At 61.9% G+C, this 19991-nt stretch carries 15 protein-coding genes and 2 pseudogenes; 10 read left to right on the forward strand and 7 right to left on the reverse strand.

The genetic code is table 11. The features are described from left to right. Nucleotides 1-70 precede the first annotated feature (70 nt). Nucleotides 71-1771: an acid phosphatase gene (gene acpA / locus ACW9IN_RS14900; RefSeq protein ID WP_457366606.1), complete on the reverse strand. Its 1701-nt coding sequence runs from the start codon at nt 1769-1771 to the stop codon at nt 71-73. 316 nt (nt 1772-2087) lie between these two features. Here acpA and ACW9IN_RS14905 point away from each other — a divergent pair, with 316 nt between their 5' ends. Beyond that, entirely contained in the window at nt 2088-2378 is a 291-nt protein-coding gene (locus tag ACW9IN_RS14905) for a nucleotidyltransferase family protein (protein ID WP_457366607.1), read from the forward strand. After that, nucleotides 2375-2719, forward strand: a complete 345-nt coding sequence (locus ACW9IN_RS14910; RefSeq protein WP_457366608.1) for a HepT-like ribonuclease domain-containing protein — start codon at nt 2375-2377, stop codon at nt 2717-2719. The genes ACW9IN_RS14905 and ACW9IN_RS14910 overlap by 4 nt, the downstream gene beginning before the upstream one ends. A 36-nt stretch (nt 2720-2755) precedes the next feature. Here the strand turns inward: ACW9IN_RS14910 and ACW9IN_RS14915 are convergent, their stop codons facing one another. Beyond that, nucleotides 2756-4174: a short-chain fatty acid transporter gene (locus tag ACW9IN_RS14915; protein ID WP_457366609.1), complete on the reverse strand. Its 1419-nt coding sequence runs from the start codon at nt 4172-4174 to the stop codon at nt 2756-2758. Between the two features lie 185 nt (nt 4175-4359). Here ACW9IN_RS14915 and ACW9IN_RS14920 point away from each other — a divergent pair, with 185 nt between their 5' ends. Further along, on the forward strand, nt 4360-5649 hold the full coding sequence (locus ACW9IN_RS14920; protein WP_457366610.1) for an MFS transporter: 1290 nt from the start codon (nt 4360-4362) through the stop codon (nt 5647-5649). Between the two features lie 3 nt (nt 5650-5652). On the opposite strand, the gene ACW9IN_RS14925 is transcribed toward ACW9IN_RS14920, so the two are convergent. After that, nucleotides 5653-7023 carry a GntT/GntP/DsdX family permease gene (locus ACW9IN_RS14925; protein ID WP_457366611.1) on the reverse strand — a complete coding sequence of 457 codons (1371 nt, stop codon included), beginning with the start codon at nt 7021-7023 and terminating at the stop codon, nt 5653-5655. A gap of 243 nt (nt 7024-7266) precedes the next feature. Here ACW9IN_RS14925 and ACW9IN_RS14930 point away from each other — a divergent pair, with 243 nt between their 5' ends. The 3 genes from ACW9IN_RS14930 to ACW9IN_RS14940 are packed head-to-tail and all read left to right on the forward strand — an operon-like array spanning nt 7267 to nt 12768. Next, a complete protein-coding gene (locus ACW9IN_RS14930; protein ID WP_457366612.1) occupies nt 7267-8487 on the forward strand; it encodes a TolC family protein in 1221 nt (406 codons plus the stop codon). Nucleotides 8488-8505: 18 nt separating this feature from the next. Further along, nucleotides 8506-9612, forward strand: a complete 1107-nt coding sequence (locus tag ACW9IN_RS14935; RefSeq protein WP_457366613.1) for an efflux RND transporter periplasmic adaptor subunit — start codon at nt 8506-8508, stop codon at nt 9610-9612. Between the two features lie 18 nt (nt 9613-9630). Beyond that, entirely contained in the window at nt 9631-12768 is a 3138-nt protein-coding gene (locus ACW9IN_RS14940) for a CusA/CzcA family heavy metal efflux RND transporter (RefSeq protein ID WP_457366614.1), read from the forward strand. On the opposite strand, the gene ACW9IN_RS14945 is transcribed toward ACW9IN_RS14940, so the two are convergent. The 3 genes from ACW9IN_RS14945 to ACW9IN_RS14955 form a co-directional block, all read right to left on the reverse strand. Next, nucleotides 12692-14128, reverse strand: coding sequence for a heavy metal sensor histidine kinase (locus ACW9IN_RS14945; protein ID WP_457366615.1), 1437 nt, complete (start codon nt 14126-14128; stop codon nt 12692-12694). The genes ACW9IN_RS14940 and ACW9IN_RS14945 overlap by 77 nt on opposite strands. Beyond that, on the reverse strand, nt 14125-14799 hold the full coding sequence (locus ACW9IN_RS14950; protein WP_457366616.1) for a heavy metal response regulator transcription factor: 675 nt from the start codon (nt 14797-14799) through the stop codon (nt 14125-14127). Before ACW9IN_RS14950 ends, ACW9IN_RS14945 begins: the two co-directional genes overlap by 4 nt. Nucleotides 14800-15143: 344 nt before the next feature. Next, nucleotides 15144-16463, reverse strand: a complete 1320-nt coding sequence (locus ACW9IN_RS14955) for an OprD family porin (RefSeq protein ID WP_457366617.1) — start codon at nt 16461-16463, stop codon at nt 15144-15146. A gap of 225 nt (nt 16464-16688) precedes the next feature. On the opposite strand from ACW9IN_RS14955, the gene ACW9IN_RS14960 reads away from it, so the two are divergent. The 4 genes and pseudogenes from ACW9IN_RS14960 to ACW9IN_RS14975 all read left to right on the forward strand — a co-directional run bounded on the left by ACW9IN_RS14960 (nt 16689) and on the right by ACW9IN_RS14975 (nt 19086). After that, nucleotides 16689-17021 (forward strand): DUF2790 domain-containing protein, encoded by a 333-nt coding sequence (locus tag ACW9IN_RS14960; RefSeq protein WP_457366618.1) that lies wholly within the window; start codon nt 16689-16691, stop codon nt 17019-17021. A gap of 194 nt (nt 17022-17215) precedes the next feature. Then, nucleotides 17216-17902 (forward strand): annotated as a pseudogene (locus ACW9IN_RS14965) (PAS domain-containing protein); the annotation flags it as partial. A 108-nt stretch (nt 17903-18010) separates the two neighbouring features. Then, a pseudogene (locus ACW9IN_RS14970) lies at nt 18011-18442 on the forward strand (methyl-accepting chemotaxis protein); the annotation flags it as partial. Between the two features lie 68 nt (nt 18443-18510). Further along, nucleotides 18511-19086 carry a flavin reductase family protein gene (locus ACW9IN_RS14975; protein WP_457366619.1) on the forward strand — a complete coding sequence of 192 codons (576 nt, stop codon included), beginning with the start codon at nt 18511-18513 and terminating at the stop codon, nt 19084-19086. Between the two features lie 3 nt (nt 19087-19089). Here ACW9IN_RS14975 and ACW9IN_RS14980 read toward each other — a convergent pair whose 3' ends face one another. Beyond that, entirely contained in the window at nt 19090-19911 is an 822-nt protein-coding gene (locus ACW9IN_RS14980; protein WP_457366620.1) for an AraC family transcriptional regulator, read from the reverse strand. Nucleotides 19912-19991 lie beyond the last annotated feature (80 nt).

The following is a 19991-nucleotide window of genomic DNA, read 5'->3' on the forward strand; positions in this document are numbered from 1 at the left end:
CACACAGTAGCGGTTGACCAGGAAAACCGCGTGCTAAATCGCCGGGTGTGTCGCTATTGGATAAGAAACCCTACACATTGAACTGCAATGTGTTGGTCAGATCGCCCATGGGCTTCTGCCCGCGAGCGCTCATCGCCTCATCGCGTTGCTTGAGGCCGTCCAGGGTTTCCAGCTGGAACACCCGGGTGATCAGGCGCAGGATCGACGCGGTGTCGTACACCGTATGGTCCACCGTGCCCTTGCGTGCGAACGGCGAGACCACGATGGCGGGAATCCGCGTGCCCGGGCCCCAACGGTCCCCCTTGGGCGGTGCGACGTGGTCCCACCAGCCGCCGTTTTCATCGACCGTCACCACCACCACCATGTTTTTCCACTGCGGGCTTTCCTGCAGTACCTTCAGGGCACGCACGATATGGCGGTCACCCGAGGCCACGTCGGCATACCCTGCGTGCATGTTGAGATTGCCCTGGGGCTTGTAGAAGGTCACGGCGGGCAGTTTGCCGGCTTGGGCGTCGGCGAAGAATTTGTTGGTGCCTGGCTCATCGCCCAGGCCGCCATCGCGCAGGCGTTTGTCACGCTCGGCGCGGTTTTCCGGACCCTGCTGCTTGAAGTAGTTGAATGGCTGGTGGTGGTACTGGAAGTTCGGGATCTTCGGAATGCCGCCCGAATCCTTGAACTGATCCAGCGTCGCTTGCCACGCGCCGGCGTACCACGCCCAGTCGACGTTCTTTTTCGACAGCTTGTCGCCGATGTGTTCGTGGGTCTGCGGCACCAGCACATTGGGCAGGTCCGGCTTGGAATAATCAGGGTTTTCCGGGTCGCGAATCCAGGTCGGCCAGTAGGGCGGCGCCAGGGTGTTCACCCCGTAGCCATCCGGGGTCAATGCGCTGGGACCGAACTGCGGCGGGCCGGTCATGGCGCTGGCCGGGGACTTGTCCAGCGGCTTGAGACGCGGGTCGGCAGGGTCATCGCTTTGCAGCGTGGCAATCTGTGCCTTGGCCACCGACTGCGCGGCATTCGGGTAAAACGGCGCGGTAGCGCTGATCAGGTACTGGTGGTTGAGGAACGAGCCACCAAACGCGCCCTGGAAGAAGTTATCGCAGAGCACAAATTCCTTGGCGACGTCCCACAGGCGCAGGGCATACCGGCTCTGGGCATAGTGACCCATCACCAGGCCACCGGAGTCGGCCCAGGCGACGAAACCGTCATTCTTGCCGCCGTTGATCTGCATCTGGTTCTGATAGAACACGTGCCACAGGTCGCGGGTGACCAGGCTCAAAGGCAAGTCTTCGGCGTTCGGGCCTTTGAGCGCATAAGGGGCGTTGGGCAGGTTTTGCTGGAATTGCACTTCGCTCGGGTACGTCACCCCATCCACGGTCTGCGGGCCGACCTGCAATACACCGCCCCAGGCAGGGGGCAGGGTGGTCAGCAGCGTGCCATCGCGGTCGCGTTGCTGCGTGTCGGCAGCGGTCAGCGCCGAGAGTGGTTTCTCCACGCCAGGAAAGTCTGCAAACAGGTTGTTGAAACTGCGGTTCTCGGCATAGATCACCACCACGGTTTTCACCTGGTCGTGCAGGGCCTTGTCCAGCTCTTGCGGTGTGAGCGGCCGAGTTGCCGGTTTGCCCGGTGCTTCACCTGTGTTGCCGCAGGCACTCAACGTCGCACCAACCCCCAGCACTGCCGCGCCCCCAAGGAAGCGCCGACGGCTGGTATCGACCGGCGGTTGGGCTACGGAATCGGCGGAAGGGCGGTCTTCGTGCTCGTCACTCATTGCGGGAGTCCCTGGCGAGATGTTGCAAGATATTTCGCCGGAACGGTAACAATGGAATGTGACGGAACGAAGACAGCGGTTTGAGTCAGCGAATCACAGCAGACGCAGCACCAATTGGCTGCCTGCTCGCAAGTACTCCACCTGGGCTGTGACTGCATCTTTTTCGGTGAGATAAGCCCGCGCGTCTGGTCAGAGAGCTGGCTTTCATGTTGTCGTTTCTATTTGGGGCCAGGCGTTTTAGCGGGCGGTATGTATGTGTCTATGGGCGCCCAGCGCTGCTAGACTGGTCCGATAATGGATATCACTGAGGTGAGCCGTGAAACCTTCTACCGCCCTGGCTCTACAACGCACTGCCGTCAGAGAAGTTGTCGGGCGTTTTCGGATTTCAAACCCCAGAGTGTTTGGGTCTGTTTTGCTGGGTACCGATCAGGACGGCAGTGACCTTGATCTTTTAGTCGACGCGCCGCCGGGGACCACTCTTTTCGATTTGGGTGGGCTTCAGGTGGAGCTTGAGGATTTGCTCGGGGTCAATGTGGATGTAGTGACGCCTGCCGATTTACCTCTGAAGTTTCGTGCCAAGGTTCTGGCTGAGGCTCAACCGGTATGACAGCAAATCGCCTCGGTGATTACTTGGATCACATCAGACTGGCGGCAACGGACGCGATAACTTTTGTCGAAGGTTTGAGTAAAGAGACGTTTCTGGAGGACCGACGTACGCAGCAAGCTGTGATCATGAGTCTGATCATCATCGGTGAAGCGTCGACGAAAATCATGGACCAGTATCCGGATTTTGCGGCAGGTCACTCACAAGTCCCATGGCGTAGCATGCGCGGAATGCGCAACCGAATCGCCCACGGTTATTTCGATATTAACCTTGATGTCGTTTGGGACACGATCCAGAGCGCCTTGCCTGACTTATTGACGCATCTTCCCGTCGTATCTGCATGAAGCACCTGTTGTAACAACAGGTGCTTCGCCTGCTGATTAAGGCATCACCGGCGGCAAATACTTCAGCGTCGTCCCCAACGCCCACAGCAGGAACAACACCAACGGTGTGTGCACCAGCAACTGCACGAACGAGAACCCGATCAGGTCTCGCGCCTTCAGGCCCAATACTCCCAAAAGCGGCAGCATATAGAACGGGTTGATCAGGTTCGGCAGCGCCTCGGCGGCGTTGTAGATCTGCACCGCCCAGCCCAGGTGGTATTGCAGGTCATTGGCCACCTGCATCACGTAGGGCGCTTCGATGATCCACTTGCCACCGCCCGACGGGATAAAGAAGCCCAGCACCGCCGAGTACACACCCATCAGCAATGCATAGGTGTCGTGGGACGCGATGGAGGTGAAGAAGGTCGAGATATGGTGCGCGAGGGTCTGGCCGTCGCCACCCTTGACCACGGTCATCAGCGCGGCGATCGAGCCGTAAAGCGGAAACTGGATCAGCACGCCGGTGGTGGTCGGCACCGCGCGCGCCACGGCATCAAGGAAGCTGCGCGGGCGCCAGTGCAGCAGGGCACCCACCATGATGAACAGGAAGTTATAGGTGTTCAGCCCCGAGATGGCGCTGATCGCCGGTTTGGTCGAGAACTCATGGAACAACCAGCCCGCTGCCAGCAGGGCCAGCAGGATGGTCAGCAACGGGCTGTGTTCCAGCCATTCGCCCGGGCGGCTCGGGGCTTGCAGCTTGGGCAGGTTGAAGGCCGGGTCGACGCCGCAATCCTTCGCATCGCGGGCGCTGTTCGGGCCGGGCGCGGTGGCGTAGGCGATGATCAGCGACACCACGATCAACGCCAGCAGCATCACGCCGGATTGCCACAGGAAGATCGTGTCGGTGAACGGAATCACCCCGGTGATCGCCAGGATCGACGGCGGCAGGCTGGCCGGGTTGGCCTGCAACTGTGCGGCGGACGACGACAGACCCAGTGCCCACACGGCGCCAAGCCCCAGATACGCAGCGGCACCTGCTGCGCGGTAATCCATGCGCAAATCCGTGCGACGCGCCAGCGCCCGCACCAGCAAACCGCCGAATACCAGGGACAGGCCCCAGTTCAGCAGGGAGGCGACCATGGAAATCAGCGCCACCCACGCCACGGCCGAGCGGCCGTTCTTCGGGATGCGGGCCAGGCGGTCGATCAACTTCACCGCTGGCGGGGAACTGGCGACCACATAACCGCCGATCACCACGAAGGCCATCTGCATGGTGAACGGAATCAGGCTCCAGAACCCATCGCCGAATGCCTTGGCGGCCTCGGTCGGCGCTGCACCCATGCCCAGGGTCGCCACGGCGACAATGATCACGGCGAGGGCAGCAAACACCCAGGAGTCAGGGAACCAGCGTTCGGCGAAATTGGAACAGCGCAGGGCAAATCGGGCATAGCGGCTTTCTTCGATAGCGTCGGCCACGAGTCTTTCCTCTTGTAATTATTATGGTGCAGGCAATTTTCCGGCATGTTCCGCTACGGCCTTTGATTTGGGAATGTAGTTATCTTCATCGATCAATGAGGAAAACAAATATATCTGCCGTGATTGCCATCATCGGGCTCAGCTCATAACCTGCACGCCATTTTGTTTGTCTGCCGAGCCTCTACATGACTGCCACCCTTTCTCCACAGGCGCAGCGTTTTTCCCGCTCCGACTACAAAACCCTGGGCCTGGCCGCCCTGGGCGGTGCCCTGGAAATCTACGACTTCATTATCTTCGTGTTTTTCGCGCTGACCTTGAGCCAACTGTTCTTCCCCCCGGAAATGCCCGAGTGGCTGCGTTTGCTGCAAAGCTTCGGCATCTTCGTGACCGGCTACCTGGCGCGCCCACTGGGTGGCATCCTCATGGCGCACTTCGCCGACCATCTGGGGCGCAAGCGCGTATTCAGCTTGAGCATCCTGATGATGGCCTTGCCGTGCCTGCTGATCGGGATCATGCCCACCTACGCGCAGATCGGCTATTTCGCCCCGCTGATCCTGCTGGCGCTGCGTGTACTGCAGGGCGCGGCGGTAGGCGGTGAAGTGCCAAGCGCCTGGACCTTCGTCGCGGAGCATGCGCCCCCCAACCATCGTGGTTACGCCTTGGGTTTCCTGCAAGCCGGGCTGACGTTCGGTTATCTGCTCGGCGCACTGACCGCCACCCTGCTGGCGCAGGTCTTCACCCCGGCGGAAATCCTCGACTACGCCTGGCGCTTGCCGTTCCTGCTCGGTGGTGTGTTCGGCGTGATCGGCGTGTGGCTGCGTCGCTGGCTCAGCGAAACCCCGGTGTTCCTCGAAATGCAGGCCCGCCGCCAGGCCGCCGCCGAACTGCCATTGCGTACCGTGTTACGCGACCATCGCGCCGTGCTGCTGCCGGCGATGATCCTCACCTGCGTCCTGACCTCGGCGGTGGTGGTCCTTGTGGTGATCACCCCGACCATGATGCAGAAAACCTTCGGCATGAGCCCCAGCCACACGTTCGCCTTGAGCGCGTTGGGCATCGTGTTCCTGAATATCGGCTGTGTACTGGCTGGCTTGCTGGTCGACCGCATCGGCGCCTGGCGCGCGGTGCTGGTCTACAGCCTGTTGCTGCCGGCCGGCATCGCGATGCTGTATGCCAGCCTCATCGCCGGCGGCGTGTGGCTGGGCGCGGCGTATGCTGTGGCGGGCCTGAGCTGTGGCGTGGTGGGCGCGGTGCCGTCGGTGATGGTCGGGCTGTTCCCGGCGCAAGTGCGAGTCTCGGGGATTTCCTTTACCTACAACATCGCCTACGCCCTGTGGGCGAGCACCACACCGCTGATGCTGATCGCATTGATGCCGACCAGCCCGTGGATTTGCGTGGGGTATTGCGTGGTGATGGGCGCGGTGGGGGTGGGGAGTGTGGCGCTGTTTGGCAAGCGCCACACCTTGGCGGCCTGAGGGTCAGGTCAAAAAGTGCCAGAGCACCAACGTACCGACCAGTCCCACCACTGAAACGATGGTCTGCAACACCGACCACACCCAGATCGTCTGTTTCAGCTGCAAGCCGAAGTACTCGCGCACCATCCAGAATCCGGCGTCGTTGACGTGGCAGAAGAACACCGAGCCTGCGCCAATCGCCAGGGCGACCAGCGAGCTTTGCGTCACCGCCAGCCCGGCCATCATGGGGGCGAGGATGCCGGCGGTGGTCGTGGTGGCGACGGTCGCCGAGCCGGTGGCCTGGCGCAGGGCCACGGCGATCAGCCAGGCCAGCAACAGGTAGGGCATATGCGCGCCCTCGGCAACCTTGCTGATGGTCTGGCTCACTCCCGCGTCCAACAGGGTTTGCTTGAGGCCGCCACCGGCGCCGATGGTCAGCAGCAGCACGGCGATCGGCGCCAGGGCCTTGCGCAGGGTATTGCCGACTTCGGCGCGCGGCATGCCGGCAGCCCAGCCCAGGCAGATCACGGCAGCGATCACCGCCAGGCCCAGGGCAATCAGGGGCTCACCAAGGAATTTCAGGGTTATCGCGACCGTGCTTTGCGGCGGCATGGCGACTTTGGCCAGGGTGCTGCCGAGCATCAAGATCACCGGCAACAGAATGATCAGCAACGACACGCCGAAGCTTGGTTGACGCGGGGCTTTGGGCGGGGCGCTGAACAGCGCGCCGATATCGGCGGGTTCATCCACCTGTAACCGCTTGGACAACCAATTGCCATAGATCGGCCCGGCCAGGATCACCGCCGGCACCGCCAGGCAAAAGCCCAGCAGCATGGTCAGGCCCAGGTCGGCATGCAGGGCGCTCACCGCAATCAGGGGCCCCGGGTGTGGGGGCATCAGCGCGTGCAGAGTGGTCATGCCGGCCAGTGCCGGAATGGCGATTTTCAGCAGCGGCAGGTTCGAGCGCTTGGCCATCACAAAGATGATCGGCACCATCATCACCAGGCCCACTTCGAAAAACAGCGGCAGGCCGATCACCATGGCCACCAGCGCCATTACCCAGGGCAATGCCTTGCCCTTGCCCAATCCGAGCAAGGTGGTGGCGATACGGTCGGCTGCACCGGATTCCGCCATCAGCGCGCCGAGCATCGAACCCAGGGCAATGATGATCCCGGCTTCGCCGAGGATCGCTCCCGCCCCTTTGCTGAACGCCTTGGCGACTTCTTCGGGCGGCAGTCCCGCGCCGACCCCGGCGATAAAGGTGCCGATCAGAATCGACAGGAACGGCGGCAACCGGGTCGCACTGATCAGCACGATGATGCTGACAATCGCCAGCAGTACACAGAACATGAGGCGGGTGTCGTGAACCATCCACGCGGCAGTCGATAACTCCAAGACGGGACTCCTTATCGAACAGGTTGGGGAAATTGTTTCTTTTTGTTTCTTGTTCGAAAAGCATACCCGATACGACGATGGCCAAGTGCTTATGTACCGTTTTGGTGCGATCAGCGGTAAGACAGCGAAATGCCCGCCCCAGAGCCATTGCTGTCGGATTTGTAATCTTTGCTCCACCGCCCTGATAAGTCTCGACGGCTACATTGCCCTCCGCTTGCACTTCATGGGCGTGGAACTCTCGTTATGGCTATTTCCGTTAAAAAACTTCTGGGGGCCGCTGTGTTGTGGATTGTTGCCAGCGCGGCCCAGGCACAAACCCTCACCCTCGATGCGGCCCTGCAAACCGCCTTCGCCAACAACCCGGACCTGGCGGCGGCGCAATGGGAGATCGACATTGCCCAGGGGGGACGCCAGCAGGCGGGGCTCATCCCCAACCCGGTGGCCTCCTGGGACGCTGAAGACACCCGCCGTGACTCGCGCACCACCAGTATCAAGATCAGCCAGACCGTGGAGCTGGGCGGCAAACGTGGCGCACGCATCGACGTCGCTTCCCGCGCCCGGGACGCCGCCGCGCTGACCCTGGAGCAGCGGCGCAACACCTTGCGTGCCGAGGTGATCGACAACTACTACGGCGCCCTGCGCGCCCAGGAGCGCCTCGACCTTGCCCAGCGCTCCCTGGCCTTGGCCGAGCGCGGCCTGGTGGTCGCCAATGGGCGAGTGACTGCGGGCAAGGCGTCGCCGGTGGAAGGCACCCGGGCCCAGGTGCAATTGTCCGAGATTCGCCTGGAGCTGAACCGCGCGCAGGTCGGCCTCACCGACGCCTATCGTCGGCTCGCTGCCAGCACGGGCAGTGCCACCGCGGACTTCCAGGCGGTCGCCACGCAAGCCCAATCCATACCGCCCTTGCCGGCAGCCACCCAACTGCTGACGCGTCTGGAGCAAACCGCCGAGCTGCGCCTGGCAGAACTGAGCATCCTGCAAAACGAAGCCAGCGTCGGTCTGGAGAAAGCCCAGCGCATTCCCGACCTCGACGTGTCCATCGGCAGCCAGTACGACGCCGGCGTGCGTGAGCGCGTGAACCTGGTGGGCGTGTCGATGCCTATCCCGTTGTTCAACCGCAACCAGGGCAATGTGCTGGCCGCCAGCCGTCGTGCCGACCAGGCCCGCGACCTGCGCAACGCCGCCGAATTGCGCTTGCGCACCGAAACCCGCCAGGCCCTCGACCTGTGGCAATCCGCGAATACCGAAGTGCACGCATTCAACCAGCAGATCCTGCCCGCCGCGCAAAGCGCGGTCGACAGTGCCACCCGAGGGTTCGAAATGGGCAAGTTCAGCTTCCTCGACGTGCTGGACGCCCAGCGCACGCTGATTGCGGCGCGCACCCAATACCTCACCGCCACCGCCCAGGCCACCGACGCCTGGGTACGCATCGAACGGATCTACGGCGACCTCGCCCGTTTTTGATTGTCTTTGGAGTCCTCTATGAACAACCGACAAGGTGTGGCGCTTGCCGTCGCCCTGGGCCTGATGCTGTGCAGTTTTGCGCAGGCCGATGAAGAAGAAGGCGAACTTGAACTCACCGCACAGCAGATCCAGGCCGCCGGCATTCAAATCGCTGAGGCACAACCCCGTTCGGTCAGCACGTTACTGGTGCTGCCGGGCGAGGTGCGCTTCGACGAAGACCGCACGTCCCACATCGTCCCGCGTACGGCGGGGGTGGTGGAGTCGGTGAAGGTCAACCTTGGCCAGTCGGTGAAGAAGGGCGAGGTCTTGGCGGTGATCGCCAGCCAGCAGATTTCCGAGCAGCGCAGCGAGTTGGCGGCCAGCGAGCGGCGGGTCGAACTGGCACGCACCACCTTCCAGCGCGAACGCCAATTGTGGCAGGACAAAATCTCTGCCGAGCAGGATTACCTGCTGGCGCGCCAGACCCTGCAAGAAGCCGAAATCGCCCTGAACAACGCGCGTCAGAAGATGACTGCCCTCAGCGGCAACGCCGTGCTGGTGGGGGGCAATCGCTATGAGCTGCGTGCACCGTTCGCCGGCGTGGTGGTGGAAAAACACTTGGGTGTCGGCGAAGTCGTGAGTGAAACCACTAGCGCCTTCACTCTTTCGGACCTGTCCCAGGTGTGGGTGACGTTCGGCGTGTTTCCCAAGGACCTGAACAAGGTCCGCGTCGGCAAGCCGGTCAAGGTCAGCTCCACCGAAATGGGCACTGACGTGCAGGGTACGGTGGCGTATGTCGGCAATCTGCTCGGTGAACAAACCCGCACCGCGACGGTGCGCATCAGCGTGCCCAATCCTGACGATGCCTGGCGCCCGGGTCTGTTTGTGAGCGTGCAATTGGCCGCCGACACCTTCCAGGCCAGGGTCACGGTGCCCCAGGAGGCGATCCAGACCGTCGAGGACAAGCCTTCGGTGTTCGTGCGCACCGAGCACGGATTTGTCACCCGTCACCTGGAGCTGGGCGCGAGGGAAGACGGCTACGTCGAGGTACGTCAGGGGCTTGAGGCGGGAGCGCAGGTGGCCACCGTCGGCAGCTTCATCCTCAAGTCCGAACTGGGCAAAGGCTCGGCCGAACACGCCCATTGATCCCGCGAGTGATTTCCCATGTTTGAGCGCCTTATCCAATTTGCCATCGAGCAGCGCATCATCGTGCTGCTGGCAGTGCTGTTGATGGCCGGTGTCGGCATCGCCAGCTATCAGAAACTGCCCATCGACGCGGTGCCCGACATCACCAATGTGCAGGTGCAGATCAACTCTGCAGCGGCCGGGTATTCGCCGCTGGAAACCGAACAGCGCATCACCTTTCCCATCGAAACCGCCATGGCCGGCTTGCCCGGTTTGCAGCAGACCCGTTCGTTGTCGCGTTCCGGTTTGTCCCAGGTGACGGTGATCTTCAAGGACGGCACCGATCTGTTCTTCGCCCGCCAATTGGTCAATGAGCGCCTGCAAGTGGCCCGCGGGCAATTGCCGCAGGGTATCGAGACGGCGATGGGGCCGATTTCCACCGGACTGGGGGAGATTTTCCTCTGGACCGTCGAGGCCAGGGACGGTGCGCGCAAGGACGACGGCACGCCTTACACCCCGACGGACCTTCGTGTCATCCAGGACTGGATCATCAAGCCGCAACTGCGCAACGTACCGGGCGTGGCCGAGATCAACACCATTGGCGGCTTCGCCAAGGAGTACCAGATCGCGCCCGACCCCAAGCGCCTGGCCGCCTACAACCTGACCTTGAATGACCTGGTCACGGCGCTGGAGCGCAACAACGCCAACGTCGGCGCCGGCTACATCGAGCGCAGTGGCGAGCAACTGCTGATCCGTGCGCCAGGACAATTGGCGTCCATCGATGACATCGCCAATATTGTCATCACCAGTGCGGACGGCACGCCGATTCGCGTGCGCAATGTGGCCCAGGTCGAGATCGGCCGCGAGTTGCGCACCGGTGCCGCCACGGAAAACGGTCGCGAGGTCGTACTCGGCACGGTGTTCATGTTGATCGGCGAAAACAGCCGCAGCGTGTCCCTGGCCGTGGCGAAAAAACTCGAAGAGATCAACCGCTCGCTGCCCGAAGGCGTGGTCGCCGTCACGGTCTACGACCGCACCAATCTGGTCGAAAAAGCCATCGCCACGGTGAAGAAAAACCTCTTCGAAGGCGCGCTGTTGGTGGTCGCGGTGCTGTTCCTGTTCCTCGGCAATATCCGCGCCGCACTGATCACCGCGATGGTGATCCCGCTGGCGATGCTGTTCACCTTCACCGGCATGTTCACCAACAAGGTCAGCGCCAACTTGATGAGCCTCGGTGCGCTGGATTTCGGCATCATCGTCGACGGTGCGGTGGTGATCGTCGAAAACGCCATCCGCCGCCTGGCTCACGCACAGCAGCGTCACGGGCGACTGTTGACGCGCAGCGAGCGCCTGCACGAAGTGTTCGCTGCCGCCAAGGAAGCACGACGAGCGCTGATCTTCGGACAACTGATCATCATGGTGGTGTACCTGCCGATCTTCGCCCTCACCGGGGTGGCCGGGAAGATGTTCCATCCCATGGCGTTTACCGTGGTGATCGCTCTATTGGGCGCGATGATGCTGTCGGTGACCTTTGTGCCGGCGGCGATTGCGTTGTTCGTCACCGGCAAGGTCAAGGAAGAAGAAAACCTTGTCATGCGCAGTGCGCGTCGGGAGTATGCGCCGGTGCTGGGCTGGGTGATGGCGCGGCGTCCGTTGGTGTTCGGCCTGGCGGTATTGACCATCGTCGCTTCGGGCGTGGTTGCCAGCCGCATGGGCAGCGAATTTATCCCCAGCCTCAGCGAAGGCGATTTTGCCCAGCAGGCCTTGCGCGTACCCGGTACCAGCCTGACGCAGTCGGTGCAGATGCAGCAGCAACTGGAAAAAACCTTGATGGCCCAGGTGCCGGAAATCGAGCGGGTATTCGCACGTACCGGCACTGCGGAAATTGCTTCCGACCCGATGCCGCCGAACATTTCCGACAGCTACGTGATGCTCAAACCCAAGGACCAATGGCCCGACCCGAAGAAGTCCCGGGAAACCCTGATCGCCGATATCCAGCGTGCCAGCGCGATTGTGCCGGGCAGCGCGTACGAGTTGTCGCAGCCGATTCAACTGCGTTTCAACGAGCTGATTTCCGGGGTGCGCAGCGATGTGGCGGTGAAGGTGTTTGGCGATGACATGGACGTGCTCAACCAGACCGCCGGCGAAATCGCCGAGACCTTGCAAAAGCTCAACGGCGCCTCGGAAGTCAAGGTTGAACAAACCTCCGGCCTGCCGGTGCTGACCATCAATATCGACCGCGACAAGGCCGCGCGTTTTGGCCTGAACGTGGGCGATGTGCAGGACACCATCGCGGTCGCCGTCGGCGGGCGCCAGGCCGGTACGCTGTACGAAGGTGACCGGCGTTTCGACATGGTCGTGCGCTTGTCCGACGCGCTGCGCACCGATATCGACGGGTTGTCGCGGCTGTTGATTCCAGTGCCGGTAAACGCTTCCGGCCAGTTGGGTTTCATCGCCTTGTCCCAGGTGGCGAGCCTGGACCTGGTCCTCGGCCCGAACCAGATCAGCCGCGAGAACGGCAAGCGCCTGGTGATCGTCAGCGCCAACGTGCGCGGGCGGGATATCGGCTCGTTCGTGGAAGAGGCTGAGGCGGCGATTCTCGCCCAGGTGAAGGTCCCGGCGGGCTACTGGACCAACTGGGGCGGCCAGTTCGAACAGTTGAAGGAAGCGTCCGAGCGCTTGCGCATTGTGGTGCCGGTAGCGTTGCTGCTGGTGTTCGGATTGTTGTTCATGATGTTCAACAACCTCAGGGACGGCCTGCTGGTGTTCACCGGAATTCCGTTTGCGTTGACGGGGGGGATCATGGCGCTGTGGCTGCGGGATATTCCGTTGTCGATCTCGGCGGGTGTGGGTTTTATTGCCTTGTCCGGTGTGGCGGTATTGAACGGCCTGGTGATGATCGCCTTCATCCGCAACCTGCGTGAGGAAGGGCGTTCGTTGTCGATGGCGATCAATGAGGGCGCGCTGACCCGGCTGCGTCCGGTGTTGATGACGGCGTTGGTCGCGTCCCTCGGTTTTATCCCGATGGCGCTCGCCACCGGTACCGGCGCCGAAGTGCAGCGGCCCCTGGCGACGGTGGTGATCGGCGGGATCATCTCCTCTACGTTGCTGACCTTGCTGGTGCTGCCGGCGTTGTACCAGTGGGCCCATCGCAAGGAAGAGGAAACACCAGGCTGAACCGTGTGAACCGGCCCGGCTGGCTGCTGACGTCGGCGTGCCCCTGATGCAGGTGCATGATCGACTGCACGATGGCCAGCCCCAGGCCGGTGCCGCCTTCGGCCCGGGCGCGGCTGTTGTCGGCGCGATAGAAACGTTCGAACAGGTGCGGCAGGTGATGGGCTTCGATGCCGCGCCCGGGGTTGCCCACGGACAGCGATACGCTTTGCTCATAGCTTTCCACCAGCAGCAAGATGCTGGCGTCGTGCGGGGTATGGCGAATGGCGTTGGACAGCAGGTTGGAGATAGCGCGCTGGATCATCAGGCGATCCCCCAGCACCCAGGCATCGCCGCGCAGGCTCAGGGTGATGTGTTTGTCCTCGGCGCTGAGGGCGAACAACTCCATCACACGCTGCGCCTCCTGCGCCAGCGATACCGGAGCAAACCCGGCGCGCGCTGCCGGGTGGCTGACCTGGGCGAGAAACAGCATGTCGGAGACCATGCGCGACAGGCGCTCCATTTCCTCGGTGCAGGATTCCAGGCTGGCCTTGTAGTCCTCCGAGGGCCGTTCGCGGGACAGGGTCACCTGGGCCTTGCCCATCAGGTTGGTCAGGGGCGCGCGCAGTTCGTGGGCCAGGTCGTCGGAGAACTGCGACAGTTGCTGCACTCCGGCGTCGAGGCGATGCAGCATAACGTTGATGCCCTCGGCCAGTTCGCCCAGCTCTTTGGGCAGGTTGTCCAGGGACAGGCGATGGGTCAGGTCCTGGGTCGTGACCTTGGCTGCAACACGGCTGAACTGCTGCAGTGGCGCGAGCCCGCGTTGCACCAGCCACCAGGCGCCCATGCCGATCAGGATCAGCAGCATCGGCAGGGCGATCACCGTGGAGCGCAGGTAGGCACTGAGCAACGCTTCATCATCCGAACGGTCCAGCGACAGCAGCACATGTACGTACTCGCCCCCTTGCAGGGGCATCAGGCGCGTGGCACTGAGGATACGATTGCCCTGGCCGTCGACCCAGTTCAAATACGCCAGGTTTTTACCGGTGGGCACGTCGAGCAACAAGGGCTGTTGGGGCTTGGCGCCGACGCTCAGTAGCACCGTTGCCTCGGGCCGTGCGCCGAGGATGGTCAGGTAGATGTTGTCGTGACCCATCACCAGGTCCAGCAGTGAGTGAGGGCGATTGGTGATGCGGTGTTCATCCAGGCCCTGGCCGAGGGTATGGGCCAGCTGCTCCATTTTGTTTTCCAGGCCCTTGCGTGCCAGCTTGTCCAGTTCGTGGGTCAGGGCCAGGTACGCCAGGGTCGCCAGCAGCAGCACCAACCCGGCGCCCATCAGGCTGACCGTCAGCCCCAGGCGCATCGACAGACTGCTGGTCTTCATGGGCGCGCCTCCAGCACATAACCCACGCCGCGAATGGTGTGGATCAACTTCACCTCGCTCTGATCATCGACCTTGGCCCGCAGGCGGCTGATGGAAACCTCCACTACATTGGTGTCGCAGTCGAAGTTCATGTCCCACACCAGCGAGATGATCTGCGTACGGGTCATCACTTCGCCGGCCTGGCGCATCAACACATGCAGCAGGGCGAACTCCTTGGTGGTCAGGTCGATGCGGCGGTTGCCGCGATAGGCGCGATGTCGGCGCGGGTCGAGTTCCAGGTCCGAGACACGCAGCACATCCGGCAGTGGAATGTGCTCGCTGCGCCGCAACAAGGTTCGCACGCGGGCCAGCAGTTCCGGGAATTCAAAGGGCTTGACCAGATAATCGTCGGCGCCCATGTCAAGGCCCTTGATCTTGTCGGCCAGCCGACCGCGCGCGGTGAGCATCATCACGCGCTGGTTGCCGTCGCGGCGCAGTTGCGCCAGCACATCCCAACCGTCGGTGTTGGGCAAGTTGACGTCGAGGATCACCAGTTCATAGCTGTGCTGCCGGGCCAGGTGCAGCCCATCGATGCCGCTGGCGGCGCAATCGACGACGTAACCGCTTTCGGTCAGGCCTTGTTGTAGGTAGTCGGCGGTTTTCTGCTCGTCCTCAACCACAAGGATACGCATGGGGATTTACCTTCAATAAAAACGAAAAAGGACATGGCCTCATAGGGAGGCGGGGTGCGCTGTAGGAAGACTCTGAACCGTGAAGTAACTTTAGGGTCAAGCCGAGCCAAGCCGGTGCGACGATTCGTCACTGACGCCGCGTGCAAAAAAAACGCCCCGGGCGGGGCGTAAAAATTCATCTCTGTTCCAAAGGAGCTACACAACAGCCGCAGAGATGAGGTGTGTGCGATGTGCACTGTAAGAAGTGCAACTTAACGCGAAGGTGAGGCCGATATTACAGTTCTGACAGGCTTCAACTTGTGAGCAGGTATAGAACGTCGACAAGTGAAACTAATCGGCAGAATTCAGAGCACTGCGATGGGGTATTCGACAATCAGCCGAACTTCTTCCAGGTCCGACTCGAATGTACTTGAACGCACGGTTGCCTGGCGAAGTCGCAGTGACAAGTCCTTCAAACGGCCGGCCTGCACCACATATTTGGCCTCGATATCCCGTTCCCAGCGGCGCTGGTCGGTGAGCGGGTTGCCGGCACTGTCGCGACGCATGTACACCGCGTTGGCGTTGCTGTAGTCAGCGCCGGTGCCTTTGCCGTAGCGGGTCATGAACGACAGGCCGGGAATGCCGAACGCCTGCATGTCCAGGTCGTAGCGCACCATCCAGGAACGCTCCTTGGGCGAGTTGAAGTCGCTGTACTGGATCGAGTTGTTGAGGAAGATCGAGTCCGATTGGCGCAGGTAATCGAAGTCGTCATCGCCGTTGTTGCGCTGGTGAGAGAGGGCCAGGCTGTGGGCCCCGACCTTCACGCCCAGTCTGGCGCTCCAGATGGTGTTATCGAATTCCCCCAACAGTTTTTTACCTTCGTCTACCGCCTTGTAGTAGTTGAAGTCGCCGAACAGCGAGACGTCGTCGTTGAGTGGATAACTGCCGGCGGTGCCGGCGTAGTACTGGTCCCAGGCGTCCTTCAGGCGGCTGCTGTACAAGCTGACGCTCAGGTGGTTGTTGACGGTGTAGTCGCCGCCGAAATAACCGATCCAGGGCGAGTCGACCGGGCCGGCGTAGAAGGTCGCGAAGCCTTTGTTCATGCCGCTTTGCGTTGGCTGGCTCATACCGCTCAGGTGTCCGCCTTGCAGGCTCAGACCTTCAAGGCTGGTGTTTTGCGCGGTGACCCCACGAAAGCTTTCCGGCAAAACCCGTGAATCGCCATAAGCCACCACCGGAGTGAGCGGGAATACATCGCCGGCCTTGACCACGGTGTCCAGCACACGCAACTTCGCGGCTCCGCCGACTTTGCTGTAGTTGTCTTCCGGGTGATTGTCGCTGTCCACCGGCAACACGCCAAACGAGCCTTTGCCGCCGCTGCGGCCGGTGCCAGAGTCGAGTTTCACGCCGACCATGGCGAAGGCGTCCAGGCCGAACCCCACGGTACCTTGGGTAAAGCCGGATTCGAAGCGTCCGATCAGCCCCTGCGCCCAGGCTTGCGAGTAGCCGTTGCCGGTGGGGCTGGATTGGCCCTTGCGATCATCGCGGTTGAAGTAAAAATTCCGGGCCAGCACGTTGACGCTGCTGCCTTCGATAAACCCCTCGGGCTTGTCTTGCGCGGTCACGGCGGTCAAGGGCAACGCGGCGCACAGTGAAAGGGGAAGGCTGTAGTGGCGGATATGCATGGTTCGCTCCTGGGAGATGGCAGTTTTCAGCTTCTTATGGAAGTGGGCGTTCTTATTGATCTGGCCCGGGCTGATAGTTGCAAACCGTGAATAACGAAGAAGTGGCGTGAACATTACAATTCTGGAAACTCGCCGTTATCTAACAAATAAGTAATGTTCTGGTGAAGATCGCGTCAGGGTGAGTTGGTTAGTCTCGGTGCTGAACTTTCAACCGAGGAAATTACGATGAATTTTTATAAGTTGGCGCTGGGCGTATTAACTGCTGTCTTGTCGTTTGGTGCATTGGCGGAAGGTGGCGGCGATCGCACGTTCGCACAGATGATGGAGCGCAATGAAAAAGCCATGGCCGATTACGCCGCCAAAAAGGGCAAGCCGGCGCCCGAGGTGCAGGCGTATCGCTATGGCCTGAAGCTGGACATTGCCAAAGTGGTCAACGTCACGCCGCCAATTCGTTCGTGCAACGCGGTGCCGTCGCGCATGACCTACGAAGACTCCAGCGGCAAGCTCAACACCCTCGAATACCAGGTGATGGGCGTATGCCGAAACAACGGCAGTTAATGGATCCAAAAATATAGTTGGGCCTGGGGCTAAAGCCCTCTTCAGAAAATACCGGCAGCGCCGATGCAGGTCAGATCCTTCTCCCTCATTTCCATCGGTGCCCCATGTTCAACTCCCGTTTGAAGCAAGAGCTGGCGGCTCTTCGCGAAGAATTGTCCAGCTTGCAACAGGTCAAGGAGAGCCTGGAAAGTGAAATGCTGTGCCTGACGCTGGACGCCGAAGGCCGGGTCGACTGGGCCAATGCGAACTTCCTGCAAGAGCTGGCTTACCAGGCGCCGCAGTTGATAGGGCGCACGATTGATGACCTGATGCCCGCGAATCTGCGTCAGGACGAATTCCAGCTGCGCTTCAAGAACGCCCTGGCACGGGGTGAACATTACGCCGGCACCCTGCGCCTGATGCGCGGCAACGGCAAAGAGGCGTGGCTGCGTTCGGTGTTGCAGCCGGTGCGGGGTTCGGACGGGCGCATCAAGCATTTTTCGATCTACTCCAGCGACCTCACACGCACCATCGAGGCGTCCCGCGAGCACGAAAACCTGATCACTGCGCTGGTGCGTTCCACCGCGGTGATCGAGTTCGACCTCGGCGGACATGTGCTCACTGCCAATGACCGCTTCCTCAGCGGCATGGGTTACAGCCTGGCGCAGATCCAGGGCAAACATCACCGCATGTTCTGTGAGCCGGAGGAATACAACAGCACCGAGTACCAGGACTTCTGGAAGCGCCTGAATGCCGGCGAGTTCGTGGCGGCACGCTTCAAGCGTGTAGACAGCCATGGCCGCGTGGTGTGGCTGGAGGCGACCTACAACCCGGTGCTGGACACCACCGACCGGTTGTACAAGGTGGTCAAGTTCGCCACGGTGATCACCGATCAGGTCAACCAGGAACAAGCGGTCGCCGAGGCCGCGAACATTGCCTACAGCACGTCCCTGCAAACCGACAGCAGTGCCCAGCGTGGTACTACCGTCGTGACCCAGGCGGTGGAGGTGATGCGCGACCTGGCCAAGCACATGCAACAGGCCGGGGAAGGCATCGAGGCGTTGAACGAGCAGTCCCAGGTGATCGGTACCATCGTCAAGACCATCAGCGGTATCGCCGAACAGACCAACCTGCTGGCACTCAACGCCGCCATCGAAGCGGCGCGCGCGGGCGAGCAGGGGCGTGGTTTTGCGGTAGTGGCCGATGAAGTGCGCCAACTGGCTTCACGCACCAGCAAGGCCACCGAAGAAATTGTCGGTGTGGTGCGTCAGAACCAGGACATGGCCCGCGATGCGGTGTCCCTGATGACCGACGGCCGTCTGCAAGCCGAGCAGGGCCTGGCCCTGGCGGCGGAAGCCGGCACAGTGATCGTGGAAATCCAGGACGGCGCACAGAAGGTGGTCAGCGCGGTGGGGCAGTTCGCCAATCAGTTGAACCACTGAAACCGGGAGTGACGGAGGGGGCGGGCGTTGGAGTATCGTAGGCTTTTTCCTTGTCCGAAGAGCCATTCATGAGCGCTACCCACCGTCGCCCCGTTCCGCTGTCCAAGGCTTACCGTTTGCTTAACCACGGCCCGACCGTGCTGGTCAGCGCGGCGCACAACGGCCAGCGCAATATCATGGCCGCAGCCTGGGCCATGCCGCTGGATTTCGAACCGCCGAAAGTCGCGGTGGTCCTGGACAAAGCCACCTGGACCCGCCAGCTGCTGGAAGGCTCCGGCACCTTCGTGTTGCAGGTGCCGTGCGCTGCCCAGGCCGATCTTGTGCAAACTGTCGGCAACACCACCGGCACCGAAACCGACAAGTTTTCCACCTACGGCCTGCAGGTGTTCAGCGGTGAGTACACCGAAGCGCCGCTGCTGGAAGGCTGTATTGCCTGGCTGGAATGCCGACTGTTGCCCGAACCCCACAACCAGCAGACCTACGATCTGTTCCTCGGCGAAGTGGTCGCGGCGTATGCCGATGAACGCGTGTTCAGTGATGGCCGTTGGCATTTCGAGGGGCATGACGGGCTACGCAGTTTGCACCATGTGGCGGGCGGGCACTTCCTGACCATCGGCCAACCGCTCGACGGGCGCCAGCTCTGAGCGTCAGCGGGCCTGGAAACGGTCTGACATCCTGACCCAGCGTGACGGCGGCATGCCGTAGGTGCTGCGAAATTGCCGGGTCATGTGGCTCTGGTCGGTGAAGCCTGCGGTCATTGCCGCATCCACCAGTGATTGGCCCTGTGCCAGCAGGCTGCGCACCAGGTCCAGCCGCCGCATCGTCAGGTAACGGTAGGGGCTGGTGCCGAACAGCAGGCGAAAGTCCCGCGACAGCGCCCAGCGATCACGCCCGCAATGGTCGGCGATTTCATCCAGGGTGATGCTGCGCCCCAGGGCGCTGTGGATAAACTCCCGCGCGCGCTCGGCGGCCACGTAGTCAAAGCTCTTGCGGCTGACGATCGCCCCGGAGGCGTTGCTCAATGCCTGGGCCAGGTCGAACAGGGCGTCCTGTTCCTGCATCGGATCGATGGGGCAATCCAGGCTTTGCAGCAACACTTCGCTGGCGCGGTAAAGCCGCGGATCGGTGGACAAGCCATTGTGGATGAACGGCAGCGGCCGGCCTCCGAGAATCTGCTGGATCAGCGCCGGTTCCACGTAAATCATCCGGTACTTGAAACCTTCTTCGCTGCCGGCGCGGCCATCGTGGGTCTCGTCGGGGTGAATCACCATGGTCGTGCCCGGCATGCTGTGGGTCATGCCGCCGCGATAATGAAAACTCTGCACGCCGAACAACGTACGCCCGATGGCGTAGGTGTCATGGCGATGAGGGTCAAAGGCGAAACCGGCAAAGTACGCCTCGATGCGGTCCAGGCCGCTGGCGTGTGGGGCGCGGTGCAGCCAGTCGAGGGTGGCGGAGGGTTTGCCCATGGCGAGTGGTCACGAAAAAAGATGGAAACACGTTAACCCAGTCTGACCCCGGTTGTCTGTCGAGGTCTTGAACGATTGTG

The sequence above is a fragment of the Pseudomonas sp. SDO5271_S396 genome (assembly GCF_054071795.1).